This window comes from Paenibacillus sp. Y930, assembly GCF_056786375.1.
The window spans coordinates 169,579-193,617 of sequence record NZ_JBXCIX010000006.1; the positions used below are offsets into that span (position 1 = coordinate 169,579).

Sequence of the window (24,039 nt, forward strand, 5' to 3'; positions counted from 1 at the left end):
CAACAAATGTCGAAGAGCAGGTTTATATCTGGTCTGGGATTGATTGCATTAAGTGGGGTTTTGTACACAGTGGAAAGATTTATAGCTGTTTTTAAATGGGCTAGTGAGACTGCACCAGTAAAAATTAATGGGTCTGGCTCGTATCTCTCTGAACCAACTATGCCTGGTATTTTTGATAATTTATTTATAGGGGGTTTCTTAATACTTGGATTAGTTTTATTAATAATTGGGCTAAGAAAAGGAATTAAAAAATCTATTTGAGGTTATTTCTCAGTAACCTTCTTGCACTTTGGGATCGTCAGAAGGTTTAGTGAAAAAGAGCGGAGGGATTATTTGAAAAAACTTTTTACAGCAATCCTACTTATTTTAGTTGTAATTATTTTATGTGCGGCACCGCAAGCTGAAGCCTTGTCCTGCGCACCGCCACTTCCCGTTAAGGAGGAGCTGGACGATAGCACTGTCGTTTTTAAAGGAAAGGCAGTCAAGATTAAAAAGGACGGACTTACTGTGTTCCAGATCGATGAGGCTTGGAAAGGAGTAGAGACCTCTCAACTTGAGATTTATGATAACGGGTGGGATCCTTTTATTAAAGATACGGAATATTTGGTATTTGGAAGCGTTCAGGAAGGAGTGCTTCGCATGAATTTGTGTGGTCGAACGGGACCTTGGGACAATGCAAATGAAGCGGCGATGAAGGATTCAGGCATCAAGTCTATTAATCCTGGATTAACAATGGAGGCGGAGCAATCTAAACAACAGGGAGGGTATGCTATTCCGGCGATCATAGTAGTCATCGTTGTTGCATTTCTGTTGCTGTTCATCGTATTGATAAGGAATAAATGGAAACGGTGACGTTTAAAAACATTTTAATGGGAAGGTGCTAAGTGATTATGATACTCAATGAATTTCCGGCATTTGAAGCAGTCTAATTTATTGATCCAAAGAGGTACTATACCACAATAATCATCGGGAAAAGGCAGCTGTTAATTCGGCTGCCTTTTCCACGTTATTGGACAGAATACTTACAATATATGCTAATATGGAATAGAGTACTTTTCATACGGGCGCAGCTTGGGGTTTATTTGCGGCTTCTCGATATTCCGGTGCCGAGCCTCTACGGTCCCACGGCCGATGAGGAAGGCAAATGAAGTGAGTACTTCACTCGCTGCTATTCGGCTGAACTAGCCTAATGTAATGAAGGAGCTCCACGATAGTTCAAAATCAGAAACGGTAGTCTAGGAAAGGTGGCTTAATAGTGAAGACCTTAATAAGTGCTTTGTTCAAAAGTAAAAAGGAAAAGCTTGTTATGACACCAATAGCTTTTCTCACAGCTAATTGTTTTCTAATTACTGCGATGAATGGTTAGATAATTTGTTGGAGCTTGCAACGTAGGAGGAGCTCCTCTTTTCATTGAAGAAATGGGCATTTCAGTTTAATGCTTATGGGAAAAAAAACTAATTTTTGAAATAATTAAATGGCTTACGCTCTTATATTTCAACTATATGTATCGGAGCAGTTGAATAATAAATACGAACCACAAAATGAAAAGTTCTATATAAGATTTTGGGCAAAGGTAGAATGAAGGTTATATATAAAATTATATTCGTTCAAAATAAAGGATGGGGATAATGAATAAAATATGGTTGTCCGTCGGATTGATCTGTGTCACCCTCTTAACGAGTGCCTGTATTATAGTCTTTCAATCAAAGGAAATCAAGGCGGACAGAGTTTTCGGATTTGGAAAAAGCATGAATGAATACAGCATTTCAATTAGTCGAGCAGGCGAAAACATAATCCCCAGCACATTGGAGCATTACAACGAGGTAAGCGATGATTCCGCAACTAATATTTCTTATACGGTCGTCTATGAGCAGAGCAAGTGGTTCAAGAAAGATCAACGCATTCTGAGGTTACTTCGGTTCGAGAGACCATTTCCTACCGATCAAAATGTAAAAGTGCAGAGCTTTTATCACAAATTAGTGGATGAATCGCTTGCCCTATTTGATGATCAAACCTCCGTTTTTACTCGATTGTATGAAAAGCGTGAAGCCTACAACAATTTATTTGATCTGATTCCGCAGTCTATCGTTATTCCTAGAAAAACAGATATCAAAGAAGCAAGGCTGTGGTTGCAGCAGCATGATCCACAGTTTTTATATCTGAATGATAATATCGAATATACACCATGATATTCCTTTGAAATAACTTTTAAATGAATACACTTCCACACTATAAATATAGGAGTTGACCAAATGGAGACAATATTAACAGAAGAAATGATCTTGGATGACCTAATAAAAACATTTCGTCGTTTATTCGGTTTAAATGTAATTGAAACTACTTCTATAAAACGAGGTTGGTTAAACTTAAAATGGAAAGTTACCACTGATGCAGGGGAATTTTTACTTAAACAATACAACAAACAAAGATATAAATTAATTAACCCAGAGGATCTATTATTTGCATTTTCTCAACAGATTCGATTGTATGACCAAGGTCTAGCGTGCTCCAAAGTATTATCACAGAATGAAAGAATTTTGTTTGAATCTGATAATGGAGAACTCTTCATGGTGATGGAATTTTGTCAGGGGAAAATAGTTCCACCAGGTAAAACTAATGTCCATCAAATATACGCTTTAGGTCGAGCAACAGGAAAAATGCATCGATTGTTAAATGACGGGACACTGGGCATTAAAAATAGTCCGCAATTTATTCCTCCAAGCCGTGAGGAGCGTTTAACACATTGGAACTCAGTTTGGGAAAAGACTAATGGAGTTGGTAAACCTCAGTTGCTTGCTGTTATAGAAACTCAATTTAAAGCTACTGAAGAAATGGATATAGAAGTACTCGAATTACTTCAAACAGGATGGGCACATCGTGACCTCTGGGTAGATAATCTTTTATTTAATGATAACGGATTAACTGCAATTCTAGATTTTGATCGACTAAAGTATGACTATCCGCAACTTGATGTAGCTCGTGCTGTTATGTCATGTGCATTAGATGATCATTTAGATGTTTCCCTAGCTTCGGCGTTTATGGAAGGGTACAGTGAAGAACGCAAAGTGGTAGAGGGCTATTTAACATATTCATTACAGTTGTTGTGGTACATGGAAAGCACATGGTGGATTAATGCTAACATGGATCAACATAGTGTACCGCCAGGTCGCTTCGCAAAGGAAATGATTTGGCTTGCTGATAGTCAAAAAAACATTTCGGCTTTGTTAGGAAATATTTAGACAATGCAAAACAATAAAGATGGAATGAATGCCACAATTAAATATATATAGAAAGTGAGGAACAAGGAATGTTTCCAATATTAGAGACGGACAGGTTGATACTAAGAGAAATTTCAAAGGGTGATGCGAAGGGCATATTCGCTTGTTTTTCCAATGAAAGTGTAACTCGCTATTATGGGCAAGATACATTAGATCATATCGAACAAGCAGAAGCTTTTGTTGATTTTTTTGCAAATAGCTATAAGGATAAAAGAGGAATACGATGGGGAATTGAAATAAAAGGAACGCAGGGAATAATTGGGACTGTTGGATTTAATGCTTGGTCTCCCAAACATAGACGAGCAGAAATAGGCTATGAAATACATCCTCAGCACTGGAGAAAGGGCTATATCTTCGAAGCCGTATGTAAAGTGATTCAATATGGAATTGATGAATTCGGTCTGACTCGCATAGGGGCAGTCGTTTTCGTAGATAACGAAGCCTCCAATAAATTGCTAGTCAAAGCTGGATTTCAAAAAGAGGGCATTTTGAGAGATTATATGTATCAAAATGGAATAGCGCACGATACATACGTATATTCAATTCTTAAAGATAGAAAATATTAAAAAAAGCTAGCGCAGTGGAGGATGTCCCCTAACTGTGCTAGCTTTTAAGATATAAAATATTAATAGCGTGAAATAAATGGTGGGATTTGCTGTAATGATTGAACGGATAGAAATTGACCTTTAGGCTCGATATTAACATCTATAATATTGTAGCACCATTCATCGGGAACAACGACATGAATAGCATGGATGCCAGCAGATAATGCAGGTACAATATCATTGCGAATAGAGTTGCCAATCATCCAAGTTCGCTCACGGTCGAATGAATTAGCAGTTAGCACTTCATCCAATGCAGCAATATTTTTCTTCTGACGAATATATATACGATCATCGAAGTAACGATCAAGTGACATATCTTGTATTTTACGCAATTGAATCTTCTGCTCTCCACCTGTATAGAGAGAAAGCTGATGTCCTTGCTGCGTTAATTGTTGCAATGTGTCCTCCATATGAGGATAGGCTTCCGTCTCATGACCGTAAACGTCCAATCCAAGCTTCCAAAGTGTATCAATCTCAACAGGGGAAGAAGCGCGACCGTGTAATTGGCAATAATAATGATACGTATCGATAAAAGATTGCGGGAAATGTACGCTTTTGAAGCCACTCTCCGCAATAAGTAGAGTATCAAGTGTAGCCTGCTTAGCTTTTACCTCATCAACGGTTAATATAGAATGATTGAACCAACTTACAACTTGCTGGGCAAATTGTTCTATAGATTGAAAGAAATAACGGTTACAATAGATTAATGTATCATCAAGATCAAATAAAATTTGTTGCGACATAGTGTGAAAACTCCTTATCTACATGGATGCTACTATGTTCAATCTAACCTATCGAAGTGATACAGTCAATGAATAGGGGCTGCGTTACGAGAAATGACACTATTGTGCGTGACGTTGTTTGCACTCTAGTAATTTGTTCTTAATATAGGAAATGCGGCGCTGTACATAGAAGTCTTTACTTTCTCGACGTAATTCTGAAGGCTTAACTTGCTCACCCGTATCGTTATTTTCAATTGTTAGTCTACCATCATCAAAAAAGGTGAACGTAAGATCTCGCTGAGGTGGGAATTTCTCTACGAAACGAAAATGTTGACGATTGGAATGCATGTTAATCAAGCCTCCTAATAACGAATTATTAGAACATGTGTTCTGATAATAGTATACCAAACATTTGTTCGTATGGAAAGAGTTGTTTTTTTGACGTAAACTAGTAGTTAGAAGCGTTTTCATAAATGGGAAGGATGCGAAAAATGTTAAGAATACAAAAATTATCTAAATCAATTCCAGGCGGCCCAAAGCTGTTGAAAAATATTACTTTCGATGCTTATGAGGGAGATTTCATAGCGATCAAAGGCGCTAGCGGAAGTGGAAAATCTACATTATTGAAATGTCTCGCACTTCAACAAAACTGGACATCTGGCAAATATATATTTAATGGGAACAATATATTTGAAGGTGGAATTCGGGCAAAGTTGAAGTTGAAGCAAGAAGTTGCGTACTTAGAGGAAAAGCCTTTCTTATTTCCAGATAAGACGGCGTTAAAAAATGTAATTATCGGTGCAATAGGCCAAACTCCGGCATGGAGAAGATGGACAGGCTTGATGCGCAATGATGATTATATGGGCGCAATGGATATGATTGAAAAGCGTGGTTTGCTTGATAAGGCAAAGATGAAAGCAAAGCATCTCAGCGGTGGAGAACAACAGCGTATTGCGATTGCAAGAGCGTTAGTGCATGGTGCAAAAGTTATTGTTGCCGATGAACCCGTTGCAGGTCTAGATCCACATGCAGCCGAATTAGTATTAGCTGAATTAAAAGCGCTATGTAAAGAACAAGGTATTATCGTCATTGCTGTCCTTCATCAAGGAGACTGGGCAGAACGATTCGCTGATCGCGTGATTGGTCTTAATGGTGGGGAGTTAGTGGTGGACGTGTACGGTCGCAGACTAACAGAAAGAGAAAAAAACCTGATATAGGGAAGTTCAAAAAGCGGACTTTGATAACGATGATTGGCTTCGTAGTTTATTCGGCATCGAATATGAAACGAACTTGGAAAGTACGGTTCGCGTGTACCAAACACGTACACTTGCACTTCCGCCTTTCTCAAGTAGCGTTCCATCTTCTTGGTTCTGAAAGCCCGCATTTTGAACTCTCATTGGAAGAGGAAGTTTAAAAAGCGGAACCCTCATTTGAAGCTTCGGGCGTTGGCCGCTTGTGTACTCGAGCCGTACACGTTGATGGGTTTTGCTTCGTTGCTTGTGGGCAACCCCTATTACAATTTAGCATTCATCAATAGAAAATACATCAAGTAGCTGGTGTAGCTTCTATTGAGGGATGCTTGTTTCACTATATGAACATTACTAATGAGGTCTATTAACTACACCTTCATACGAAAAGCTCATTTAATGACATGGTGATGAAGAAAACACATATACATAGTTATAGTGGAGGTGTAGTAATGATTCAGCTTGGCAGTATGATTGCTTTATTCGCGATCGGCATCGTTGTTATTTGCGGGATATGTATGTACGTGCAGAAAAGTATTAAAGCACAAAACTACATTAGCTCGTCGTTGTATGGAGAAACGATTCAACTTCTGCAGGATAAGCATGATTTGCATCGCTTTGGTATTGGTCAGTTTTTGAAACGACATTATGGTGAACTTAGTTCATTCAGTCTATCGTTCAACACATTAGGAGTGCTAGCAACATCGTTATTGTTGTTCGCACCGCTTGTGAAGAATGGAGGACTTGAGCTTGTCTTGATCTTATTCCCTATTATAGGTGTGGTGTTTGTACTGCTATCAGCAATGCTAGCTCAGCTAATATCGTCACAGCCTACCGCTGGTGGATTATATCATGTTGTATTTCGCCAATCAGGATCAATGCTAGCAAGTGTCATTGGTAATCTTAAATTAATTGCACAAGTGAGTCTTATCATATGGTATAGCTACGGCTGCACTTATTTTATAGCTATATTGCTAGCGCCGCATACGTCATTTTTTCAGCAGCAGTTTGGATTTTATAGTACTGCTGTTGTGATCGTATTATTACAAGTTATGATCAATAGTTTGAAAAGCTCATACATAAGATCGCTCCAAGTCGTCGGATTATTATTACAAATACTAGGCATCGTAGCATTGATTAACTGTGTCACGATGACGATGTTTGCGAATGGTTATTCAGCTATCTACATATTCATTTCGCAGCATAATGCATCATCTTTGTATTTGAATGCAGGATCAGCTACCTTTGCTCAAATTGGTTTGGTTATTGCATTAATGAGTAAATGGTTTGTTGGAACAGAGGAGGCTTCAAGTGGAGCCGAAGAAACGTTAGAACCAAAAATCCGCACACCATGGTCGATATACCTTGCTAGCAGCTATACTTATATTATTGGATTTGTGCTATTACTTGTCTTGTCTAATCTCGTTATGAACTATAGTGTGAACGGGAATATCGCTAACATCGAACAATGGTTAACTTATCTTGTTGTTGAATCGAAAGTTTGGGGAGATATTTTAATCATCATTGCTATATTGGCTTGTTGGCAAAACAGTCAAAGCAGCTTAACCCATGCTTCCAGAACGATGCTTGCGATGTCGAGAGATCGTATGCTGCCATTCTCTAATAAACTAGGCATGGTTTCATTCAATCGGCAAATTCCCCATATCGCAGTTGCAGTAGTAGGGATCATTGCGATCATTATATTAATCTTGCTCGGTATTCTACAAGTGAATGCGATACTTGAAACGATGGCTCTGGTCGTTGTTGTCTGTTATGGCAGTCTATATGTACTTACGCTCTATTTCACTAGAGATGTAAAGCTAGATTCACTTTGGACAATTGGTGACTGGTCAAATTCGGTGCGCTGGATATTAATATTTGCTCTACTAATTATCGTTGCAGCAGCAAGCTATTATGTGAACTATTATATATTGCTTAGTATTGGATGTATACTCATTGTCGGGATGATTTACACCTACACTACAGTAGGTTTTGCAAAGCTAATGAATAACAATAGCCAATTTACAAGAGATACTTTTGAGTTAGAGGGAAAGCTACCATTGCAGTGATGGGAAATGTTACGGAAATGATGGTAATTTCCTTAGTTATTTCCCGGGGAAGCGCATAAAGTTACATTTTCATTCAAAGTTTCGACGGTAAAACGATAGCCTAATAGCAGGAGATGATGTCGAAAAAATACGGATTTTCGTCCAATTTTGCCAATAAAGTCAGTTAGGCGTTATAATGATGACTAGAAGTTATGAAAAGTTTTAGATTACGCTTTCGAAGTTACTTTGCATCGCAGGGAGTATCACGAGAAGCTATGAAAAGTTTTAGGAGGGCTTTATGGAGCAACAGGAACAATCTTCACCTAGCCTTGAGACACAATTGTTAAATGAAGCTTTGACGTATTATAGCTTTCTTGAACAGCCGACCATCTTAGTCGGACATAGTGGTATGAATAATACAACGCGTATTGTTCGAGATGGCAATAAGCAATATAACTTACGAATTTATAATAATCATCAGGATAAAAGTAAGCTGCAATTCGAGCATGAAATACTAGAGCGACTACAATCCGAATCGGAATTACACATTATGTCGCCGATTCCAGTGTTGAATCGATTTGGCAGTACGATCACTGAATTATCTAATGGGAAATTAGTTGCGATGTTTCACTATATTGAAGGTGTCAGACCTTCGATTGATCGTGTAGAGCATATTGCTTGGCTGGCAACAGCTGCTGCAAAGCTGAGTAAAGGGCTGGCAGCATTACGAATGGAAACCAAGCCTGCATATACTCCGTATTATCAATTGGCAACGAATTACGAACCACTTCATGATGAGCGTATCGATTCTTTGTGCGCAACAACGGTGACTTTAGCCGAGTTGAAACCGCATATGCTACGAATTAAGGAAGAGAGAGCTACGTTAGAGGCAATGCAAGATGACTTTGCTTCGTTACCACAGCAATGGATTCATGGCGATATTAACTGCAGTAATGCATTAAGCTTAGATGACCAAGTTGTCGCTATACTAGATTTTGAATTTGTGACAGAAGATGCTAGAGTGATGGAATTAGCTGTATTGCTAGCAGAACTTATTAAGCCTGCCGCAACCAATTTGACGTATAAGCTGCAGCTTGTGAAGGATGCTTTTTGCCGAGAATTACCGTTACAGGATGAAGAGTTGAGGCTGCTTGAGCATCTCGTGAAACTTAGATTAGTAGATGTTGCGATGCATTTCATCGGGCGCTATGAAGAAGGGTTAGATGATGAATCTACCGTTGGCACAATAATTATTAATACAGATTTTGCAATTACATATATTAGATCGTTTCACGTATAAAATAGGTATGAAGGTGAGGCGAATGGGATGAGTTTGGCAGAAAGCTTAGGATATAGTAAGGAAGATCGTTTGTTAATTATTAATGGTGATGATTATGGCTTGAATTATTCGGTAAATGCAGCAGTGCAGCAGCTGCTTGTGAACGGCTCAATTAGTTCTGCAACATTAATGATGCCATGCGCTTGGGCTCGTGAAGCTGCACTATGGAGTGCGGCTCACCCTCAATATGATGTAGGGGTTCATTTCACATTTACAAGTGAATGGGATAACTACAAGTGGGGTCCAGTGACAAGGCATAGTGATGTATCGTCGCTCGTTACTAATGAAGGGTATTTTCATAATAATTGCAAACAATTCGAACAAAGTGCTTCACCAAGTCAAGTGAGCTTAGAATTAAGTAGTCAAGTCGAGATGGCAATTAATTTGGGTGTAAAACCAACTCATGCAGATAGCCATATGGGTAGCTTATATGGGTTAGAGACAGGTAGACACTTCATGCTTGAAACATTAGATGTATGCGCTTACTACGGACTACCATTTCGACTCCCTCGATATGTGAATCCACTACAGCAGCATGTTGTCAGTCAGCAGTATATCGAATCGATCAATATGCTTGCTAGTGTAGCGGATCAGAAGGGTGTTATTATATTAGACTATTTGGTTGGCTTGCCGTTTGAACTAGGGCAAGATGAAACTACGGATAGTTTTACCGATTCATTAAAGGAGTTCGTGACGCAGCTGGCGCCTGGTGTTACTGAACTAATTATTCATCCTAGTAAACCATCATTAGAGCTTGATATGTTCCACCATGAGCCGCAGAAGCGCGTCATAGAATGGGAAGCGATGCAGAAAGCAGATTGGCAGCAGCATTTGCAGGAGCAACAGATTAAGCTCATTTATTGGCATCAATTACAGGAGCTACAGCGTAGTTCAACGTTGCGCAGCTATCCATTCTAATTCTGAATATATTGTTCGTTATCAAAGTCCGCTTTTTGAATTACCTATACTAGGGAGGCCGTCGTATTGAACGCAGATATTATATACCAACTCAATGAAGCTATGAAACAAAATGTAGGGAAAGTAATTGTAGGAAAAGAGGATGTTATTGAATTGCTCGTCATAGCTTTGGTGACATCAGGTCATGTATTGCTAGAAGATGTACCTGGCACAGGCAAGACGATGCTAGCGAAGTCATTAGCAAGCTCTTTATCGTTAGCCTTTAAGCGAATTCAATTCACCCCCGATTTATTGCCATCTGATCTTAGTGGCATTCATTTCTTCAATCAGAAGGAATCGGATTTTGAATTTCGTCCAGGACCGTTGTTTACTCATTTGCTGCTTGCTGATGAGATCAATCGTGCAACGCCAAGAACGCAATCAAGTCTGTTAGAGTGTATGGAAGAACGCCAAGTAAGTATTGACGGAGAGACGATGAAGCTTGAGCGACCATTTATGGTTATTGCTACGCAAAATCCAATAGAACAGCAGGGTACATTTCCTCTGCCAGAAGCACAGCTTGATCGCTTCCTCTTCAAAATAAAAATGGGTTATCCATCTACGGATGAAGGTCTAGTATTATTGAAAAGATTTATGAAAAGTGATCCGCTACAAGAGCTTACGCCGATTGCTTCAAGAGAACAATTACTGGAGGCCAGCGCAAGCTATCAAGATGTGCGAGTAGCTGATGATGTACTTGCGTATTTATTAACGCTTGTTGAAGCGACTCGCACACATGAGGATGTCATGATTGGTGTATCGCCACGTGGAAGTCAAGCACTTCTACGCGCTGTTCAAGTTCATGCGATATTGCGTGGACGAGATTATGTAACCCCAGATGATATTAAAGCGATGGCTAAGCCAGTACTTGCACATCGGATCGCGCTGCGCGGGTTGCAACGAGGGGTGAACGGTACTGAGAAAGTGATTGATCAACTACTAGAGCGATTACCTGTTCCTTCTGAAGCGCAGCTTGTTGCAGAATAGAGGCCTGTTATGGTGTTAATATGGTTTTTCTTAACGGCATTAATGATTGTAGTTGCACAATATTATTGGTATCGACGCTTTGTACTGCGCCACGTAGATTATACGCGACATTTCAATACAATCGCATGTTTTGAAGGCGAAGAGATCGAGATGATCGAGCAGATTAGCAACAATAAGCGGCTACTCATACCTTGGCTTTATATTGAGTCACAGCTTGAAGCTTCATTGAAATTCGGCAAGTCAGATAACCTAGCAGTAAGCTCAGGTAGTCTCTATCAAAATCATCATAGCTTCTTCACATTAAGAGGATTTACGAAAGTGACGAGAAAGCATCGTATTATTCCAGTGATGCGTGGGAAATACAAGCTGAATACAGTAAGTGTGACTAGCGGTGATCTTGTTGGATTGGCAAAGGTTAATCGAACAATTCCGTTAAATGGTAAGCTGACCGTCTATCCGAAGCCGAAAGCTATTCCTTTAGAAAAGATTCCTTATCATAGCTGGCAAGGCGATGTATCGGTGAAAAGATACATTCTTCCTGATCCCTTTGTTGTAGCGGGAACGCGGCAATATGAAGCGGGCGATACGTTCAAACAAATTAATTGGAAGGCTACGGCTAGAGCGGGGAGCTTGCAGGTTCATCAATATGATTTCACAGCGAATCGTAAATTAATGGTTGTGTTGAATATTGATGATCGTGAAGGAATGTGGCGCGTTGTATCCAATCCGGCGATGATTGAAGATGGGATTCGCTATGCAGCAGGTATTACGGAGGAAGTCATTAAGCAAGGGATGCAAGCGGGATTTGCTACGAATATGCGTACCGCTGAGCAACTTGACAGCCTCTATATCTCACCTAACAGTGGAGAAACTCACTGGTTATCGATGCTCGATGCGATGGCAACGCTGGAGCTTGAGCGGACGGAAAGTTTTTCAGATCTGCTTGATGCAATTATTGCTTCGAAAGTTTCATATACCGATTTTCTAATGATCTCGTCTCATTGGAATGAGGATTTGGAAGCTCAATTACGTGTACTTAGAAGCTACAATAATGCAGCACTTTGTTTGCAATTAGCTGATATGCAAACTGTTGAGGGAAGAGAAACGATACTGGAGGAGGTGAGTGCAGGGTGACCGAGCTTATCGTCTCAAGTCGTTCTCGGAGCGGGAAAAAGATTATGCGCACGATAGTACAAGCAGTAACAGAGCTAATCTTCCTTGCACCTTTCTATGTAACGATAGGTATTTACCTCTTTCCACCAATAGCGATTGTAAGTTGGTTAGTAGGTCTGATTATTGCATACACGCTGCCTCAATTGTTTCTGAAGGAAGGAAAACAGTATAAAAACTATACTAGAGTTGGTTTTGTACTCATTAGTAGTAGTGTTCTAACAGCGTTGTTCTATTCGTCAGTGTCCAATGAATTAACAATAATTAGTGTTATTGTGTGCCTGATTGCTAATGGTGTATTCATTTATAGTGGCATAAGAAATAATCTGTATAGTTGGCGTGCGAGTTTTACAACGGTTCATATGATGATTAGTATAATAGCTTTCATTGTATTGCAAATATTGAAGATAACATTACTAACAGAGATTGTGCAATATAATGGAATATTCAATATTTGTGGAATGATGGCAATCATTATTAGTTTGTATATTAACAATGAGCGCATGCTAGGAGATCAGCAAATTGTTGATGAATCATCACGAACTTCTCGTATGTCTGTTCGGATCAATCGGGTGCTCATTACGATTATCTCTATTGTATTACTTGCGATTGCACTTTTGCGTGGTATTCAGCAGCAGATTGAAGATTGGATTATGAATCTAATCAGACGGTTAATCGCTTGGTTTTCTAGCTATGAAGCAACTGAAGTTGTCGAGGAAAACGCTCAACCACCTGTTATAGGGGCTGGAGAAGCACTACCACCTGGAGAGCCTTCACTTTTCTGGACTTATCTTGAGTTGATTCTAAAGTACTTAGTAACCGCGGCTATCATTGTTGCTGCAGTATTCCTTATTATATATGGATCCAAAAAAATATTTAAGGTGATTAAGAACTTAATCGGAAGACTGTTCAATCCTTATAAATTAGGTGCTGGGTCTGATGATGCCTATATTGACGAAATAGAGGTACTGCAACCGATTGGTAAGCGAGCGAGACTACCGAAGCGGATGAAGCTTAAAACTAGCCATATGGATGCTAAGCGCTGGTCAACTCTTTCTAATGAAGATAAAGCTAGAGGCTTATACACCCATGTAGTTAAAGATAACATTACTGCTGGTTACCATTATCAAGCGAGTCATACAGCTAAGCAAACAATCGAAGAGATGCAAGTTCAACCACAAGCGCAGAGTAGTACTGCCAAGGCAGATGCTAAAAATGATCAGCATAAGATTGACTATGATCAATTAATAGAAGTGTACAATGAGGCAAGATATGGTGATAAAGCACCGAATGAAACGAAGCTGCAAAAATTATATGATAAATTTGTTATGAAAAAGTAACAAAAAACAGACGATAGCAGCCCAGAGGCTTGTTATCGTCTGTTTTTTTGAACTACCTCTTTCAATGAAAGTTCAAAAAGCGGGCTTTCAGAATCGAGAAGAGGGAGCGCTACTTGCGGAAGGAGGAAACGTAAATGTACGTTATTGGTACATGCGTACCGGACTTCCCAAGTTCGCTTCCTATTCGATGCCGAGTAACCATCCTGAAATACTTCGTTATCAAAGCCCGCATTTTGAACTACCTCTTAATGTGAGCTGCGATTTTATGGCCGTGGAATCTCCCCGACTCAATAAAAATTTCATTAGCATCCTGTTTGCGAGAAACAACGACACCAGCAAGATAGATGCCCGGCACATTACTTTCCATCGTCTCCTCATTAAAGGTTGGATGCCCCTCTTCTTCAATAGTAATACCTGCAGTAGTAAGAAACGGTTGATCGGGATGGAAGCCTGTGAGAGCTAATACAAAATCGTTCTCAAGCGTGATCACACCTTCTGCTGTATTCACTTTTATATGATGATTCGAGATCGATTGTACTTGAGACTGTAGTAGCAAGCGAATAGATCCTTTATTCAATTTAGCTTCGAACACAGGACGGACCCAAGCTTTAACGCTTTTGGATAGTTCTGCCCCGCGATAAATGACGGTTACATGAGCTCCGACACGCTCCAGCTCAAGTGCTGCATCGATGGAGGAATTACTGCCTCCGATAATAGCAACTTGCAGACCAGCATAAGGATGAGCTTCGCGGAAGAAATGGCTAACTTTAGGTAAATCCTCGCCTTCAATACCGAGCAAGTTAGGATGATCAAAATAGCCGGTTGAAATAATAACATTATCTGCGCGATATTGCGAAGGTTCATTATATTGATCAACAGCATCAAGAATAAAATGATGATCAACCTTCGTAATTTTTGTAATCGAAGTATATGGCTGTATACGAAGCTTGTGACGTTGGGCAGCCGTACGATAATAATTTAACGCCTCAAGCCGAGAAGGCTTATCATTCGCTGTCGTAAATGGAATATCACCGATCTCTAACAATTCAGGTGAACTGAAAAAAGTCATATATGTAGGGTATTGTGAGATCGAATGAACGATATTACGTTTCTCGATAATAAGTGGTGTAATCCCCACGCGTTGAAGTTCTATTCCTGCTGCAAGGCCACAAGGGCCTGCTCCGATAATTATAGTATGTTCAATATTCATCTTGTTCCTCCTAAAACTTTTTGTAGCTTCTAGCTTTATGCTTCTTATAACTTTCTTTGATCTATTGTACTCCTTCTTAATAGGTTATTCCAGAGATGAGCGATCAATCGCTTCTGCCATTGTTTTATCTGTTAAATGAGCATAGATTTGCGTCGTCTCGGGTGAAGCATGCCCTAGTTGCTCTTGTGTTTTGTATATATCGTTACGCAAATAATAATCCGTTGCGAAAGAGTGGCGCAATTTGTGGACGGACAAGTATGGTTTTCCAAAATGAGTCGCATACTTAATAACCATCGCTTGGATCGCACGCTTCGTCATGCGGGAGCCTTCATGTTTACCGTTAGCAAGTGCAAGAAATAATGCTTTTTCTTTTCTTGGTGATTTGTAGCGTGATTCACGAAGCTCTAGATAAGCTTTCATATCATCGATGGCTGCATGACGGAAATAAACAGGTGCTTTGAATGACTCATCATTATCACCTTTGCGAAAGACGTAGCAAAGCTTTTTCTTAAGATCAATATCGTCTATATTCAAATTAACAAGCTCAGAGACACGTAAGCCAGAGTGCAGAATAAGACTAATGATGCATGAATCACGAATCATATTGAGCTGATACGAATAGGTCGCTTGTTTGTTAAGAATCACTACGTTACCATAATCTGCACGAACAAAGGTTAGAAATTCTTCGATCTCATTGTCTTGCAGTAGCTTTCCTTCAAGCTTAGCAGCAGTATCTTTGGGCTTATGTGTACGTTTGATGGCAACTTTAGCCATCACATTTCGCTTTAGCAGCGGATAGAAATCATCGTCCTCGGCAATTTGACTTAAATAATGAAATAAAGAGCGAAGTGAAGACAGCTTGCGCTGGATGGTGGTCCGACTATTTCGATCTTCTGTTCGAGTAGAAAGATACATTTTATAACCATCAATGGATTCCATTCTCAACGTTTCTAATTCAAGTAAAGTGATCTCGTTCATCTTCGTAGCCTGTGATAGATGTTCCACGATCATCCAATTGAAGAAGGTTTCGTAATCACGGGTATATTCTAATAAAGAAGAAGGCGATAGATCAGGTAATTTATATTGAATGAATTGCTCAACATACCAAGGCATAAGAGGTATTCGGCGATCCAGATCAAAACGATCTTTTTGTTTCAGTATATTCATCTTTTCTCATACCCCCTATTGTTTGTTATGTCAATATTGTACCAACAGAATTAGTACGGTACAATGGTTGAAGCTTAGTTCGTAACGGTTCGGGAACAGGATTGGTTCGGAAAGCTTAGAAAATACATCAACGCTTTCGAAGCTACTTTTCATAATGGAGAAGTAGATTTAGAAAGTTGCTGAAAAGTTTTAGGAGGTGCAAGACATGAAAGTGGAAATTTGGTCTGATTATGTCTGTCCGTTTTGTTATATCGGTAAGACGAAATTCGAGAATGCATTAGCTCAATTTGCTCATAAAGATAAGGTCGAAGTGGTCTATAAATGCTTTGAGCTTGATCCAGGTAAGCATCCTAAACAATTAACAGTTGGTTCATTAGCGGAAAAGTATGGGATGACTGAAGAAAAAGCGAAGGAAATGACCCATGGTGTAGCGAGTCAAGCTGCTGAAGTAGGTTTGCGCTTTGAATTTGATAATATGTATACTGCGAATACGTTTGATGTACATCGCCTAATGTTTCTTGCACAAGAAAAAGGTATGGCATCAACTTATGTATCTACAGTATTGGAAGCTTATTTCACTAATAATGTTGATATTGCTGATCATGCTGAATTAATAAAGTTAGCCGTACAAGCTGGACTTTCTGAAGGGGATGCAGAGCAAGTACTTTCATCTGATCGCTATGCAACTGAAGTTAGAGCAGATGAACAACAAGCTAGCACTCTTGGCGTAAGTGGCGTTCCGTTCTTTGTACTTAACAACAAATATGCAATTAGTGGCGCACAACCTCAAACTGTATTTTTAAATGCGTTAGAACAAACATGGGCGGAAACTAATCCAACATTAGTTACATTGCAAGGTGACGATGAAGTAGGATTATGCGGTCCAGATAACTGTGAAATCAAGTAATCTGAGTGTTTCCTAGTAGTTTATAAAAAGTTTTAAGGGGGATTATTCGTGTCTAAAGTGAATGTATACGTTGGTTCATATGCTGAAAGCAATGAAAGTGGAGTAGAGGTATTTACACTTGATGAGCAGACAGGACAATTAACGAAAACAGATGAGTATATCGGCTTGATCAATCCGACTTTCCTTAATGTGGACATCGAGAAAAAGCAATTATATGCATCTTCTGTTCTTGTAAATGCTGATGGCACGAAGTCTGGAGAAATTTCTCAGTTTTCGATAGACACGGATGCTGGTACACTATCTTTAGTAGAGCAAAAGGCAACAGATACTGGTACAACATGTCATGTTCAGCGTGATCGAAATGATCAGTTTTTAACTGTAACAAGCTATGGTGGAGGTATGATTGGTCTTGTCTCTTTGAATGAAGATGGTTCGCTAGGCAAAGTGCTGGATGTTGTCCAACATAGCGCGACAACTGCTGACCCAGATCGTCAGGATCAACCACAGCCGCATCCGCATTCTAGCTTCTATAGTCCGGACGGCCTTTATTTATATGTACAGGATCTAGGCTTAGATGCGATCGTTTGTTATAAAGTAGACCAAGCAAACGGCAAGTTTATTAAATTGCATGTAACGAAGCTAGCAGCTGGTGCTGGTCCAAGACATCTTGCATTTCATCCAACGGCTCCTTATGCCTATGTGATTAATGAATTAAATTCAACAGTTACTGCATTTAAGTATGAGGCAGAAACAGGACAATTGAATGAGATTCAAACCATTACTACATTGCCTGCAGATTTTAACGGCGAAAGCTATTGTGCTGAAATCATTATTTCTGCTGATGGTAAATTTGTATATGGCTCTAATCGCGGTCATGACAGTATCGTTGCATATGAGGTCAATGAGGTTGACGGAACATTAACGACGCTTCAGCATATTTCTACAGCGGGTGGTCATCCACGACATTTCGCACTAACTCCAAGTGGTGAATACTTGTTAGTAGCTAACCGCGATGGCAACAATATTGTATCATTGAGACGCAATACAAGCAGTGGCTTACTAGAAAACATTGGTGTTGAGGTATATTCTACTAAACCAGTATGTGTCGTTCCGGTTTAAGAGGTAGTTCAAAAAGCAGACTTTGATAACGATGAAGTTGCTTCGAAGGTTAGTCGACATCGCATCTGAAGCGAACTTGGCAAGTACGGTTCGCGTGTACCCATAACGTACACTTGCGCTTCCGCCTTGCTCGAGTAACGCTTCACCTGCTCGATTCTGAAAGCCCGCTTTTTGAACCTTCATTTAATTGGGTAGTTCAAAAAACGGGCTTTGATAACGATGTAACATAGCATTAACAATGAACAGCAAACATAAAATTAACAAGTTGAAAATCAACTGTAAGTGAAGGGACTCATTCAAGCGTGTCAACTACGAATACAACATCAGAACTTAAACCAACTAAAATTTTAAAATGTAAAAATGCGGAATGTAAAGCATGGGTTAGAGACGAATTTGCACAAGAGGATCAATTATGTCCGATCTGCAAAGGTCCTATGATGAGAAGTATGCGTCATCTTCCTGCGGTACAGAATAAGGTGCCGAGCAAGCCTCGCAAACCGAAAAACGAATTTGATATTTAAGATCAAATATATAATATCTAATCACTAATGAAAAGACTGGTCACACTCTATAGTAAATAGAGCATGTGACCGGTCTTTTTTATAGCTAATGCGAAGAGTATTCAATAGTATATAGGCACAGACTGAAGTTATTAATGTGCCTTGGATATGATATGATGGATGTAACTAATATATAAATGAAGAGGTAGCTCAAATTGTCCGCTTGTTAACCCTTCATTGAAAGAGGATTGTTCATAATGAAGCGATTCAAGAAGTTTTATATAGAAACAACAAGTATTTGTAATTTATCATGTTACTTTTGTCCGCCAACCGAGCGTGCGAAGGGCTTTTTATCGGTTGAAGACTATCGGCATACTTTGTCGCAAATTAAGCCGTTTACTGATTATATATATTTCCATGTAAAGGGTGAGCCGTTGCTTCATCCGAAGATTGATATATTACTAGATATTGCTCATGAAGAGGGATTCAAAGTTAATATAACGACGAACGGAACTCTAATCAACAAAAATCGTGAGAAGCTGCTTGGTAAGCCTGCACTTCGGCAGATGAATTTCTCATTACATAGCTTTGATGGCGATCCCGGCAATCGTGATTTGAAACAGTATTTAGCAGATATATTAGCGTTTGTAGAAGAGGCGAGAACGACGACCAAGATGATTACTTCATTCCGTTTATGGAACTTGGCAGAGGATAATGAAGTGAATGTGGAAAAGGAACGAAATCGTGAATTGCTTGAGATGATAGAAACCGCATTCCAGTTAGATTACAAAATAGAAGAGTACTATTTACCTGGCACAGGCTCAGGCTTAAAAATTGCTGATCGTGTCTATTTGAATCAAGATCCACAATTCCGCTGGCCAGCACTCGATGAGGAAGAGGATGAAGGTGTAGGCTTCTGTCATGCGCTGCGCAATCAAGCGGGCGTACTTATTGACGGGACTGTTATTCCCTGTTGCCTTGATGGGGAAGGTATCTTGAAGCTTGGTAATGTGCATGAGCAAGGGTTTGAAGAGATTATTGAGGGCTCGCGTGCAACGGCTATTTATGATGGATTTTCTAGACGGCAGGCTGTTGAGGAGCTTTGTCGTAAATGTGGGTATCGGAAGCGGTTTGGGTAGAAGAGTAATGATCCATGCACAATGGATATCGGCAATAATGTGAGTAATAGACAAGCATCTGTCATTGGTATTTGCGGATGCTTTTTTTGTGTTTGCGTGTTCAGAGGCACATTAGTCACATACCTAGAATATGCTATTCAAAAAGGAGGTTTTAACCTGATGAATAATAATAGCGAACTGAGCTTGGTGACGAAAGCCTATCTAGATTCTTTCTTTAAAATACTTAATAACATGATTCGGGAAATGAGAAGTGCACCTATTACAAATAGTATCTCTGATATTTTTATACGACAGATGATTCCTCATCACGCAGCGGCAATTGAAATGTCTAAAAATATATTGCAATATACTACCAACCTTGAATTGCAAAATATCGCATTGAACATTATTGCTGAACAAACAAAAAGTATCGCGAATATGCAAGCGATACATCAGCAGTGCAGCTTAATGACGAACACTAATTATGAAATTGCTCAGTATATGAATGCATTTAAGGAAATATCTGAAACAATGTTTTATGAAATGGGTACAGCTCCAATTACAAATGGAGTAAATGCAAATTTTGTGAGAGAAATGATTCCGCATCACGAGGGTGCTATACGCATGTCGAACAACGTGCTTCAATTCAATATCTGTCCACCGTTAAAGCCGATTCTTCAGGCTATCATAACCTCACAAAGAGAAGGCGTCATACAAATGAAACAGCTTCTACTGAGACTAGATAGTTGTTGAATTAGAAAATAAGAAGGTGTGATTCTCATGAATTGCACCTTCTATTTATTTTAAATATAATGATTACATCCAAAACGGAAACTAAGTGTATGCATCATAAATGCTCTTGAAACAGAACAATGGTTGTAATCCTGCTGATTCGATCCACCTGCTTTATTCAGAACCACATAACTCCACCAAAAAAAATGAACAATAATTTTTCTGGAAAATGAACTTTTAACCACACTAAACACTCTTACAAGTGAAAGAGGTGAAGAAATGAATGTAGTCAAACTAGTGAAGCAAGCCAAGAGAGGCAATAAAGAAGCATTGCTCCAATTAATAATGTCCCAGAAAGATACATATTACAGGCTTGCTTTCAGCTATACGGGAAATAACGATGATGCGCTAGATGCAATGGAGGATATGATTGTAATCCTTTATGAAAAGATACATCAGCTGCAGAAAGAAGAATCCTTTTACAGCTGGAGCAAAACTATATTGGTTAATTGCTGTAAAAGCTTGCTTAATAACCGTAAGAAGCTGCTGTTAATGGAGGATATGAATATCCTTGAAGAAAATGAGGTAATCGACCCGTACAGGAATGATCCCTATCGTAACAGCGATCAACAAATGGATATACAGGCATTATTATTACATATCAATGAGAATCAAAGAGAAGCGATTCAATTAAAGTATTTTCATGATCTTGATAATCAAACGATAGCCGATATTTCAAATGTTTCATTAGGAACGGTTAAATCTAGAATATTTGAAGGGTTAAAAAAATTAAGAAACCATTATAGGGGTGATATTAATGAATGATATCGAAAAACTGTTGAACGATGAGCATAATCGTATGGACTCCATAACAGCACCTGATGAGCTAGAATCAAGATTGCGTAATGCTTTAGATAAGACTACTAATAAGAAGAAAAAACGTTTTGCAAAGGTGTGGAAGGTCGCAGCGGCAGTGTTGATAATGACATCCATTGTTAGTTACAACTATAATGCATTTGCTTACTATGGTAAAAAGCTACTTGGATTTGATGCTTTAATTGACGGTACGTTACTCTATCTCAATGAAGCGGGTATGGGACAAAGTATAGACGTAAGAACAACACTTCTAGATGGCACAGAACTTGTCATAGACGGGATTATGTCGGATGCCAATCAGTTCATTATGTATTACACATTATCTAATCAAAGTGGGCTGGATGATACTATCGACGTATTTAGCAGACCTCATATTAACGGTTTTCTAACCGATTCTAATTTTAATTCAGGAACTTCGATCCTTAATGACGATCAAACAGAAATAAAAGGGATGATGACTTTCGATCCAGTAAGTCCCTTTTCTAAGCAATTAACACTTTCCTACTGGGAAAATGCGACTACTAATCAGATGAGTGAAGATAGCATTACATTTGACTATTATCCAGATAAGGCGATGCAAACTGAAATTAAGCAAAAGATTAATGAAAGCTATAAGGTAGATAAAGGGTCAATTACTTTTAAGTCGATTACTGCGACACCAACGATGACTTTGATCAAAGGAACGATGAATGTCAAAAATTTTGATAGAGTGAGTTCAGCGTTAGATGGTATTGAATTAATCGCCAATGAAAATGAGATTCCAATTATAGGTAGTGGAAGAACAACTTCTTATAAAGGGACCACATTTGAAATCAAATACGATGTGCTGCCGAAAGAGCTTGAGTCATTGCAATTAGTTATCAATGAGTTTGTAGGTTATGAGAAGCTAGAGGCAAAATTTTCGCTAGAAGCTATTGTAGATGAGCCATTCATGCTTGAAGATAAAGAACTTTGGGTGAAAAATATTACTATGAGCTCAGAAAGAGTAGAAGTAACCATTGCAACGGATGAGGATGTAATGCTTGATGGTGTGTCTGTTGAAACGAAAGAGGGGATAGTTGCATTAACTACAACAGTTAAACAGGATATGATAAAGCAGGCAGATGGTACAATAATGAAGCAACGTACGTTACTATTTGATACTACAGATGAACCACAATATATACGAATTGAAGGTATGCATTATATGAAAGCATACAATTACGAAATTGAAATCCCAGTAAAGTAGATTGCTAATGCACCTAATAACGAGGTAGTGTTCTTGAAGAAATGTTCAAGTTCACTACCTTGTTTTTCTTAACTAATGAATCAACCCTCGATCATACCAAGATATCTTATTTCCTTGTCATTTACTGTAACAATTAAAACTCCACCCATTTTTTTTACTGGTTCATAGATTTCCGTGTCAACGGGAAGTTTAGTCGCCATTTCATGTTCGAAAGTAAGATCATCTGTAAATTGTTTAGTTATCGTTCCGACATGCTCACCAATCGTTAGTTCAGCTTGTTGTACCCATTCAATATCACTTGCATTCCCGTAAACAATATCCTTGTATTGAAAAATATCTGCATCCGGATTTCGAGATAGAATTTCTTCTGCGGTTGGATTACCTATACTTATCGCAGTATGCGAAGGTTGAGAATAAATTGCTTTGGATTGGTTACATCCTGTAAGTATGATTATAGCAATGAATAGTGCAATGATTGCTTTCATTACAGACACTCTCCTTATCTAATTTAGAAACGTTCAAACTGCTTATTCGATGTTATATTTTAACATTCCTATTAGTTACATAACGAAACAAAGTAACGTAATGTTGCAAATACTTGGTTGATACACCACTAGAAGAAGAGAAGGTTGTCAATAATGAAAAGAGGATATCACAATAATGATAAGTGACATTAAACACTTTAGAAAGCAGGTCATAAAGTATGGCAAGTAGGAAGCAAATAGAATGTGACTCACCAATAGATATGCATCATCGCCCTTACCCTACACCAAAGCGACCTTGGGTAATGCATCAAACGTGGAACGATGTTTTATTTGCTCACTGGCCAATTCCAGTAAAGGAGCTTCAAGCCATTGTTCCAGCTTACTTACCGCTTGATACATTTGAAGGACAAGCATGGATTAGCATCGTACCTTGTTGGATGAGTGGAGTGCGACCTCGATTTATCCCTTCAATACCTTATTTGTCGCAATTTCCCCAAATTAATCTAAGAACGTATGTCACATTGGACGGAAAGCCTGGAGTATATTTCTTCAGCTTAGATGCAGATCAATCTATTATGGTTGAATTGGCGAGGCTTGGCTTTCATCTTCCGTACTTTCGAACAACGATTCAATATAAGTCAGACGAGCATCATCATGTGAGTTATTATAGTGTTCGCAGAGACTCAAGAGCTATTAGCGGGCAATTCAAAGCATCGTATCGTCCAATTGATGATGTAATCACAAGCGAGCCAGGAACGTTGGAGTATTGGCTTAGTGAGAGGTATTGTCTGTACAGTGTAGATAAGAAGGGGCGTGTCTACCGTGGTGAGATTGATCATTGTCAATGGCCGCTACAGCCTGCTGAAGCCGACATAGAAATTAACTCATTGTTTTCTTCGTTTGGGATTGAAGTACCACAAAGTAAACCTCTTTTTCATTTTGCGAAAAGACTTCATGTGCATGCTTGGTTGTTAGAAGGTTGTCGGCCAGACAATAATTAACTT

The 24,039-nt window shown here is 39.0% G+C and carries 25 protein-coding genes and 1 pseudogene; 21 read left to right on the plus strand and 5 right to left on the minus strand.

The annotated features are described in order from the left end of the window. Positions 1–6: 6 nt before the first annotated feature. The 6 genes and pseudogenes from AC1TO5_RS17545 (at position 7) to AC1TO5_RS17570 (ending at position 3,844) form a co-directional block, all read left to right on the plus strand. Positions 7–261, plus strand: coding sequence for a hypothetical protein (locus AC1TO5_RS17545; protein ID WP_482064133.1), 255 nt, complete (start codon positions 7–9; stop codon positions 259–261). A 72-nt stretch (positions 262–333) separates the two neighbouring features. Next, a complete protein-coding gene (locus AC1TO5_RS17550; protein ID WP_482064134.1) occupies positions 334–852 on the plus strand; it encodes a hypothetical protein in 519 nt (172 codons plus the stop codon). A gap of 209 nt (positions 853–1,061) precedes the next feature. Next, a pseudogene (locus AC1TO5_RS17555) lies at positions 1,062–1,148 on the plus strand (DinB family protein); the annotation flags it as partial. 480 nt (positions 1,149–1,628) lie between these two features. Continuing rightward, positions 1,629–2,189, plus strand: a complete 561-nt coding sequence (locus tag AC1TO5_RS17560; protein ID WP_482064135.1) for a hypothetical protein — start codon at positions 1,629–1,631, stop codon at positions 2,187–2,189. Positions 2,190–2,252: 63 nt separating this feature from the next. Then, the gene (locus tag AC1TO5_RS17565) at positions 2,253–3,239 is read left to right on the plus strand and encodes a phosphotransferase (RefSeq protein WP_482064136.1); all 987 of its coding nucleotides are present in this window, start codon (positions 2,253–2,255) and stop codon (positions 3,237–3,239) included. Positions 3,240–3,307: 68 nt separating this feature from the next. Further along, on the plus strand, positions 3,308–3,844 hold the full coding sequence (locus tag AC1TO5_RS17570; protein ID WP_482064137.1) for a GNAT family N-acetyltransferase: 537 nt from the start codon (positions 3,308–3,310) through the stop codon (positions 3,842–3,844). A gap of 59 nt (positions 3,845–3,903) precedes the next feature. Here the strand turns inward: AC1TO5_RS17570 and AC1TO5_RS17575 are convergent, their stop codons facing one another. Continuing rightward, complete coding sequence (locus AC1TO5_RS17575) at positions 3,904–4,626, minus strand: HAD family hydrolase (RefSeq protein WP_482064138.1); 723 nt, start codon at positions 4,624–4,626, stop codon at positions 3,904–3,906. Positions 4,627–4,725: 99 nt separating this feature from the next. Continuing rightward, positions 4,726–4,953, minus strand: coding sequence for a hypothetical protein (locus AC1TO5_RS17580; protein ID WP_482064139.1), 228 nt, complete (start codon positions 4,951–4,953; stop codon positions 4,726–4,728). A 143-nt stretch (positions 4,954–5,096) separates the two neighbouring features. Here AC1TO5_RS17580 and AC1TO5_RS17585 point away from each other — a divergent pair, with 143 nt between their 5' ends. The 7 genes from AC1TO5_RS17585 (at position 5,097) to AC1TO5_RS17615 (ending at position 13,693) form a co-directional block, all read left to right on the plus strand. Then, positions 5,097–5,822, plus strand: coding sequence for a phosphonate ABC transporter ATP-binding protein (locus tag AC1TO5_RS17585; RefSeq protein ID WP_482064140.1), 726 nt, complete (start codon positions 5,097–5,099; stop codon positions 5,820–5,822). A gap of 482 nt (positions 5,823–6,304) precedes the next feature. Continuing rightward, positions 6,305–7,921, plus strand: a complete 1,617-nt coding sequence (locus AC1TO5_RS17590; protein ID WP_482064141.1) for an amino acid permease — start codon at positions 6,305–6,307, stop codon at positions 7,919–7,921. 277 nt (positions 7,922–8,198) lie between these two features. After that, positions 8,199–9,200: a phosphotransferase enzyme family protein gene (locus AC1TO5_RS17595; RefSeq protein ID WP_482064142.1), complete on the plus strand. Its 1,002-nt coding sequence runs from the start codon at positions 8,199–8,201 to the stop codon at positions 9,198–9,200. 27 nt (positions 9,201–9,227) lie between these two features. Continuing rightward, entirely contained in the window at positions 9,228–10,157 is a 930-nt protein-coding gene (locus AC1TO5_RS17600) for a polysaccharide deacetylase family protein (RefSeq protein WP_482064143.1), read from the plus strand. Between the two features lie 102 nt (positions 10,158–10,259). Continuing rightward, complete coding sequence (locus AC1TO5_RS17605) at positions 10,260–11,183, plus strand: AAA family ATPase (RefSeq protein ID WP_482064202.1); 924 nt, start codon at positions 10,260–10,262, stop codon at positions 11,181–11,183. A gap of 9 nt (positions 11,184–11,192) precedes the next feature. Continuing rightward, positions 11,193–12,317 (plus strand): DUF58 domain-containing protein, encoded by a 1,125-nt coding sequence (locus tag AC1TO5_RS17610; RefSeq protein ID WP_482064144.1) that lies wholly within the window; start codon positions 11,193–11,195, stop codon positions 12,315–12,317. Further along, on the plus strand, positions 12,314–13,693 hold the full coding sequence (locus AC1TO5_RS17615) for a hypothetical protein (RefSeq protein WP_482064145.1): 1,380 nt from the start codon (positions 12,314–12,316) through the stop codon (positions 13,691–13,693). Before AC1TO5_RS17610 ends, AC1TO5_RS17615 begins: the two co-directional genes overlap by 4 nt. Before the next feature lie 238 nt (positions 13,694–13,931). Here AC1TO5_RS17615 and AC1TO5_RS17620 read toward each other — a convergent pair whose 3' ends face one another. Further along, positions 13,932–14,903 (minus strand): YpdA family putative bacillithiol disulfide reductase, encoded by a 972-nt coding sequence (locus AC1TO5_RS17620; RefSeq protein ID WP_482064146.1) that lies wholly within the window; start codon positions 14,901–14,903, stop codon positions 13,932–13,934. Between the two features lie 84 nt (positions 14,904–14,987). Continuing rightward, positions 14,988–16,070 carry a tyrosine recombinase XerS gene (xerS, locus tag AC1TO5_RS17625; RefSeq protein WP_482064147.1) on the minus strand — a complete coding sequence of 361 codons (1,083 nt, stop codon included), beginning with the start codon at positions 16,068–16,070 and terminating at the stop codon, positions 14,988–14,990. A gap of 205 nt (positions 16,071–16,275) precedes the next feature. Here xerS and AC1TO5_RS17630 point away from each other — a divergent pair, with 205 nt between their 5' ends. The 7 genes from AC1TO5_RS17630 (at position 16,276) to AC1TO5_RS17660 (ending at position 22,550) form a co-directional block, all read left to right on the plus strand. Then, positions 16,276–16,977 carry a DsbA family oxidoreductase gene (locus tag AC1TO5_RS17630; RefSeq protein ID WP_482064148.1) on the plus strand — a complete coding sequence of 234 codons (702 nt, stop codon included), beginning with the start codon at positions 16,276–16,278 and terminating at the stop codon, positions 16,975–16,977. A 48-nt stretch (positions 16,978–17,025) separates the two neighbouring features. Next, the gene (locus AC1TO5_RS17635) at positions 17,026–18,096 is read left to right on the plus strand and encodes a lactonase family protein (protein ID WP_482064149.1); all 1,071 of its coding nucleotides are present in this window, start codon (positions 17,026–17,028) and stop codon (positions 18,094–18,096) included. A 302-nt stretch (positions 18,097–18,398) separates the two neighbouring features. After that, positions 18,399–18,617, plus strand: a complete 219-nt coding sequence (locus tag AC1TO5_RS17640) for a cold-inducible protein YdjO-related protein (RefSeq protein ID WP_482064150.1) — start codon at positions 18,399–18,401, stop codon at positions 18,615–18,617. A gap of 236 nt (positions 18,618–18,853) precedes the next feature. Continuing rightward, positions 18,854–19,735: a radical SAM/SPASM domain-containing protein gene (locus AC1TO5_RS17645; RefSeq protein ID WP_482064151.1), complete on the plus strand. Its 882-nt coding sequence runs from the start codon at positions 18,854–18,856 to the stop codon at positions 19,733–19,735. Between the two features lie 159 nt (positions 19,736–19,894). Then, positions 19,895–20,467, plus strand: coding sequence for a DUF305 domain-containing protein (locus AC1TO5_RS17650; protein ID WP_482064152.1), 573 nt, complete (start codon positions 19,895–19,897; stop codon positions 20,465–20,467). Between the two features lie 258 nt (positions 20,468–20,725). Beyond that, positions 20,726–21,271, plus strand: coding sequence for an RNA polymerase sigma factor (locus AC1TO5_RS17655; RefSeq protein WP_482064153.1), 546 nt, complete (start codon positions 20,726–20,728; stop codon positions 21,269–21,271). Further along, positions 21,264–22,550, plus strand: a complete 1,287-nt coding sequence (locus AC1TO5_RS17660; protein ID WP_482064154.1) for a DUF4179 domain-containing protein — start codon at positions 21,264–21,266, stop codon at positions 22,548–22,550. The genes AC1TO5_RS17655 and AC1TO5_RS17660 overlap by 8 nt, the downstream gene beginning before the upstream one ends. Positions 22,551–22,630: 80 nt before the next feature. Here AC1TO5_RS17660 and AC1TO5_RS17665 read toward each other — a convergent pair whose 3' ends face one another. Next, complete coding sequence (locus AC1TO5_RS17665; protein WP_482064155.1) at positions 22,631–23,035, minus strand: hypothetical protein; 405 nt, start codon at positions 23,033–23,035, stop codon at positions 22,631–22,633. 218 nt (positions 23,036–23,253) lie between these two features. Between AC1TO5_RS17665 and AC1TO5_RS17670 the strand changes: the two genes are divergently transcribed. Next, complete coding sequence (locus AC1TO5_RS17670; RefSeq protein ID WP_482064156.1) at positions 23,254–24,036, plus strand: YqjF family protein; 783 nt, start codon at positions 23,254–23,256, stop codon at positions 24,034–24,036. The last annotated feature ends 3 nt before the right edge of the window (positions 24,037–24,039 follow it).

Excerpts from the sequence above, each read along its gene's own strand:
- AC1TO5_RS17545 (WP_482064133.1), top strand. The coding sequence starts at position 7 with ATGTCGAAGAGCAGGTTTATATCTGGTCTGGGATTGATTGCATTAAGT.
- AC1TO5_RS17560 (WP_482064135.1), top strand. The coding sequence starts at position 1,629 with ATGAATAAAATATGGTTGTCCGTCGGATTGATCTGTGTCACCCTCTTA.
- AC1TO5_RS17565 (WP_482064136.1), top strand. The coding sequence starts at position 2,253 with ATGGAGACAATATTAACAGAAGAAATGATCTTGGATGACCTAATAAAA.
- AC1TO5_RS17570 (WP_482064137.1), top strand. The coding sequence starts at position 3,308 with ATGTTTCCAATATTAGAGACGGACAGGTTGATACTAAGAGAAATTTCA.
- AC1TO5_RS17575 (WP_482064138.1), bottom strand. The coding sequence starts at position 4,626 with ATGTCGCAACAAATTTTATTTGATCTTGATGATACATTAATCTATTGT.
- AC1TO5_RS17580 (WP_482064139.1), bottom strand. The coding sequence starts at position 4,953 with ATGCATTCCAATCGTCAACATTTTCGTTTCGTAGAGAAATTCCCACCT.
- AC1TO5_RS17585 (WP_482064140.1), top strand. The coding sequence starts at position 5,097 with ATGTTAAGAATACAAAAATTATCTAAATCAATTCCAGGCGGCCCAAAG.
- AC1TO5_RS17590 (WP_482064141.1), top strand. The coding sequence starts at position 6,305 with ATGATTCAGCTTGGCAGTATGATTGCTTTATTCGCGATCGGCATCGTT.
- AC1TO5_RS17595 (WP_482064142.1), top strand. The coding sequence starts at position 8,199 with ATGGAGCAACAGGAACAATCTTCACCTAGCCTTGAGACACAATTGTTA.
- AC1TO5_RS17600 (WP_482064143.1), top strand. The coding sequence starts at position 9,228 with ATGAGTTTGGCAGAAAGCTTAGGATATAGTAAGGAAGATCGTTTGTTA.
- AC1TO5_RS17605 (WP_482064202.1), top strand. The coding sequence starts at position 10,260 with ATGAAACAAAATGTAGGGAAAGTAATTGTAGGAAAAGAGGATGTTATT.
- AC1TO5_RS17610 (WP_482064144.1), top strand. The coding sequence starts at position 11,193 with ATGGTGTTAATATGGTTTTTCTTAACGGCATTAATGATTGTAGTTGCA.
- AC1TO5_RS17620 (WP_482064146.1), bottom strand. The coding sequence starts at position 14,903 with ATGAATATTGAACATACTATAATTATCGGAGCAGGCCCTTGTGGCCTT.
- xerS (WP_482064147.1), bottom strand. The coding sequence starts at position 16,070 with ATGAATATACTGAAACAAAAAGATCGTTTTGATCTGGATCGCCGAATA.
- AC1TO5_RS17630 (WP_482064148.1), top strand. The coding sequence starts at position 16,276 with ATGAAAGTGGAAATTTGGTCTGATTATGTCTGTCCGTTTTGTTATATC.
- AC1TO5_RS17645 (WP_482064151.1), top strand. The coding sequence starts at position 18,854 with ATGAAGCGATTCAAGAAGTTTTATATAGAAACAACAAGTATTTGTAAT.
- AC1TO5_RS17650 (WP_482064152.1), top strand. The coding sequence starts at position 19,895 with ATGAATAATAATAGCGAACTGAGCTTGGTGACGAAAGCCTATCTAGAT.
- AC1TO5_RS17655 (WP_482064153.1), top strand. The coding sequence starts at position 20,726 with ATGAATGTAGTCAAACTAGTGAAGCAAGCCAAGAGAGGCAATAAAGAA.
- AC1TO5_RS17660 (WP_482064154.1), top strand. The coding sequence starts at position 21,264 with ATGAATGATATCGAAAAACTGTTGAACGATGAGCATAATCGTATGGAC.
- AC1TO5_RS17665 (WP_482064155.1), bottom strand. The coding sequence starts at position 23,035 with ATGAAAGCAATCATTGCACTATTCATTGCTATAATCATACTTACAGGA.
- AC1TO5_RS17670 (WP_482064156.1), top strand. The coding sequence starts at position 23,254 with ATGGCAAGTAGGAAGCAAATAGAATGTGACTCACCAATAGATATGCAT.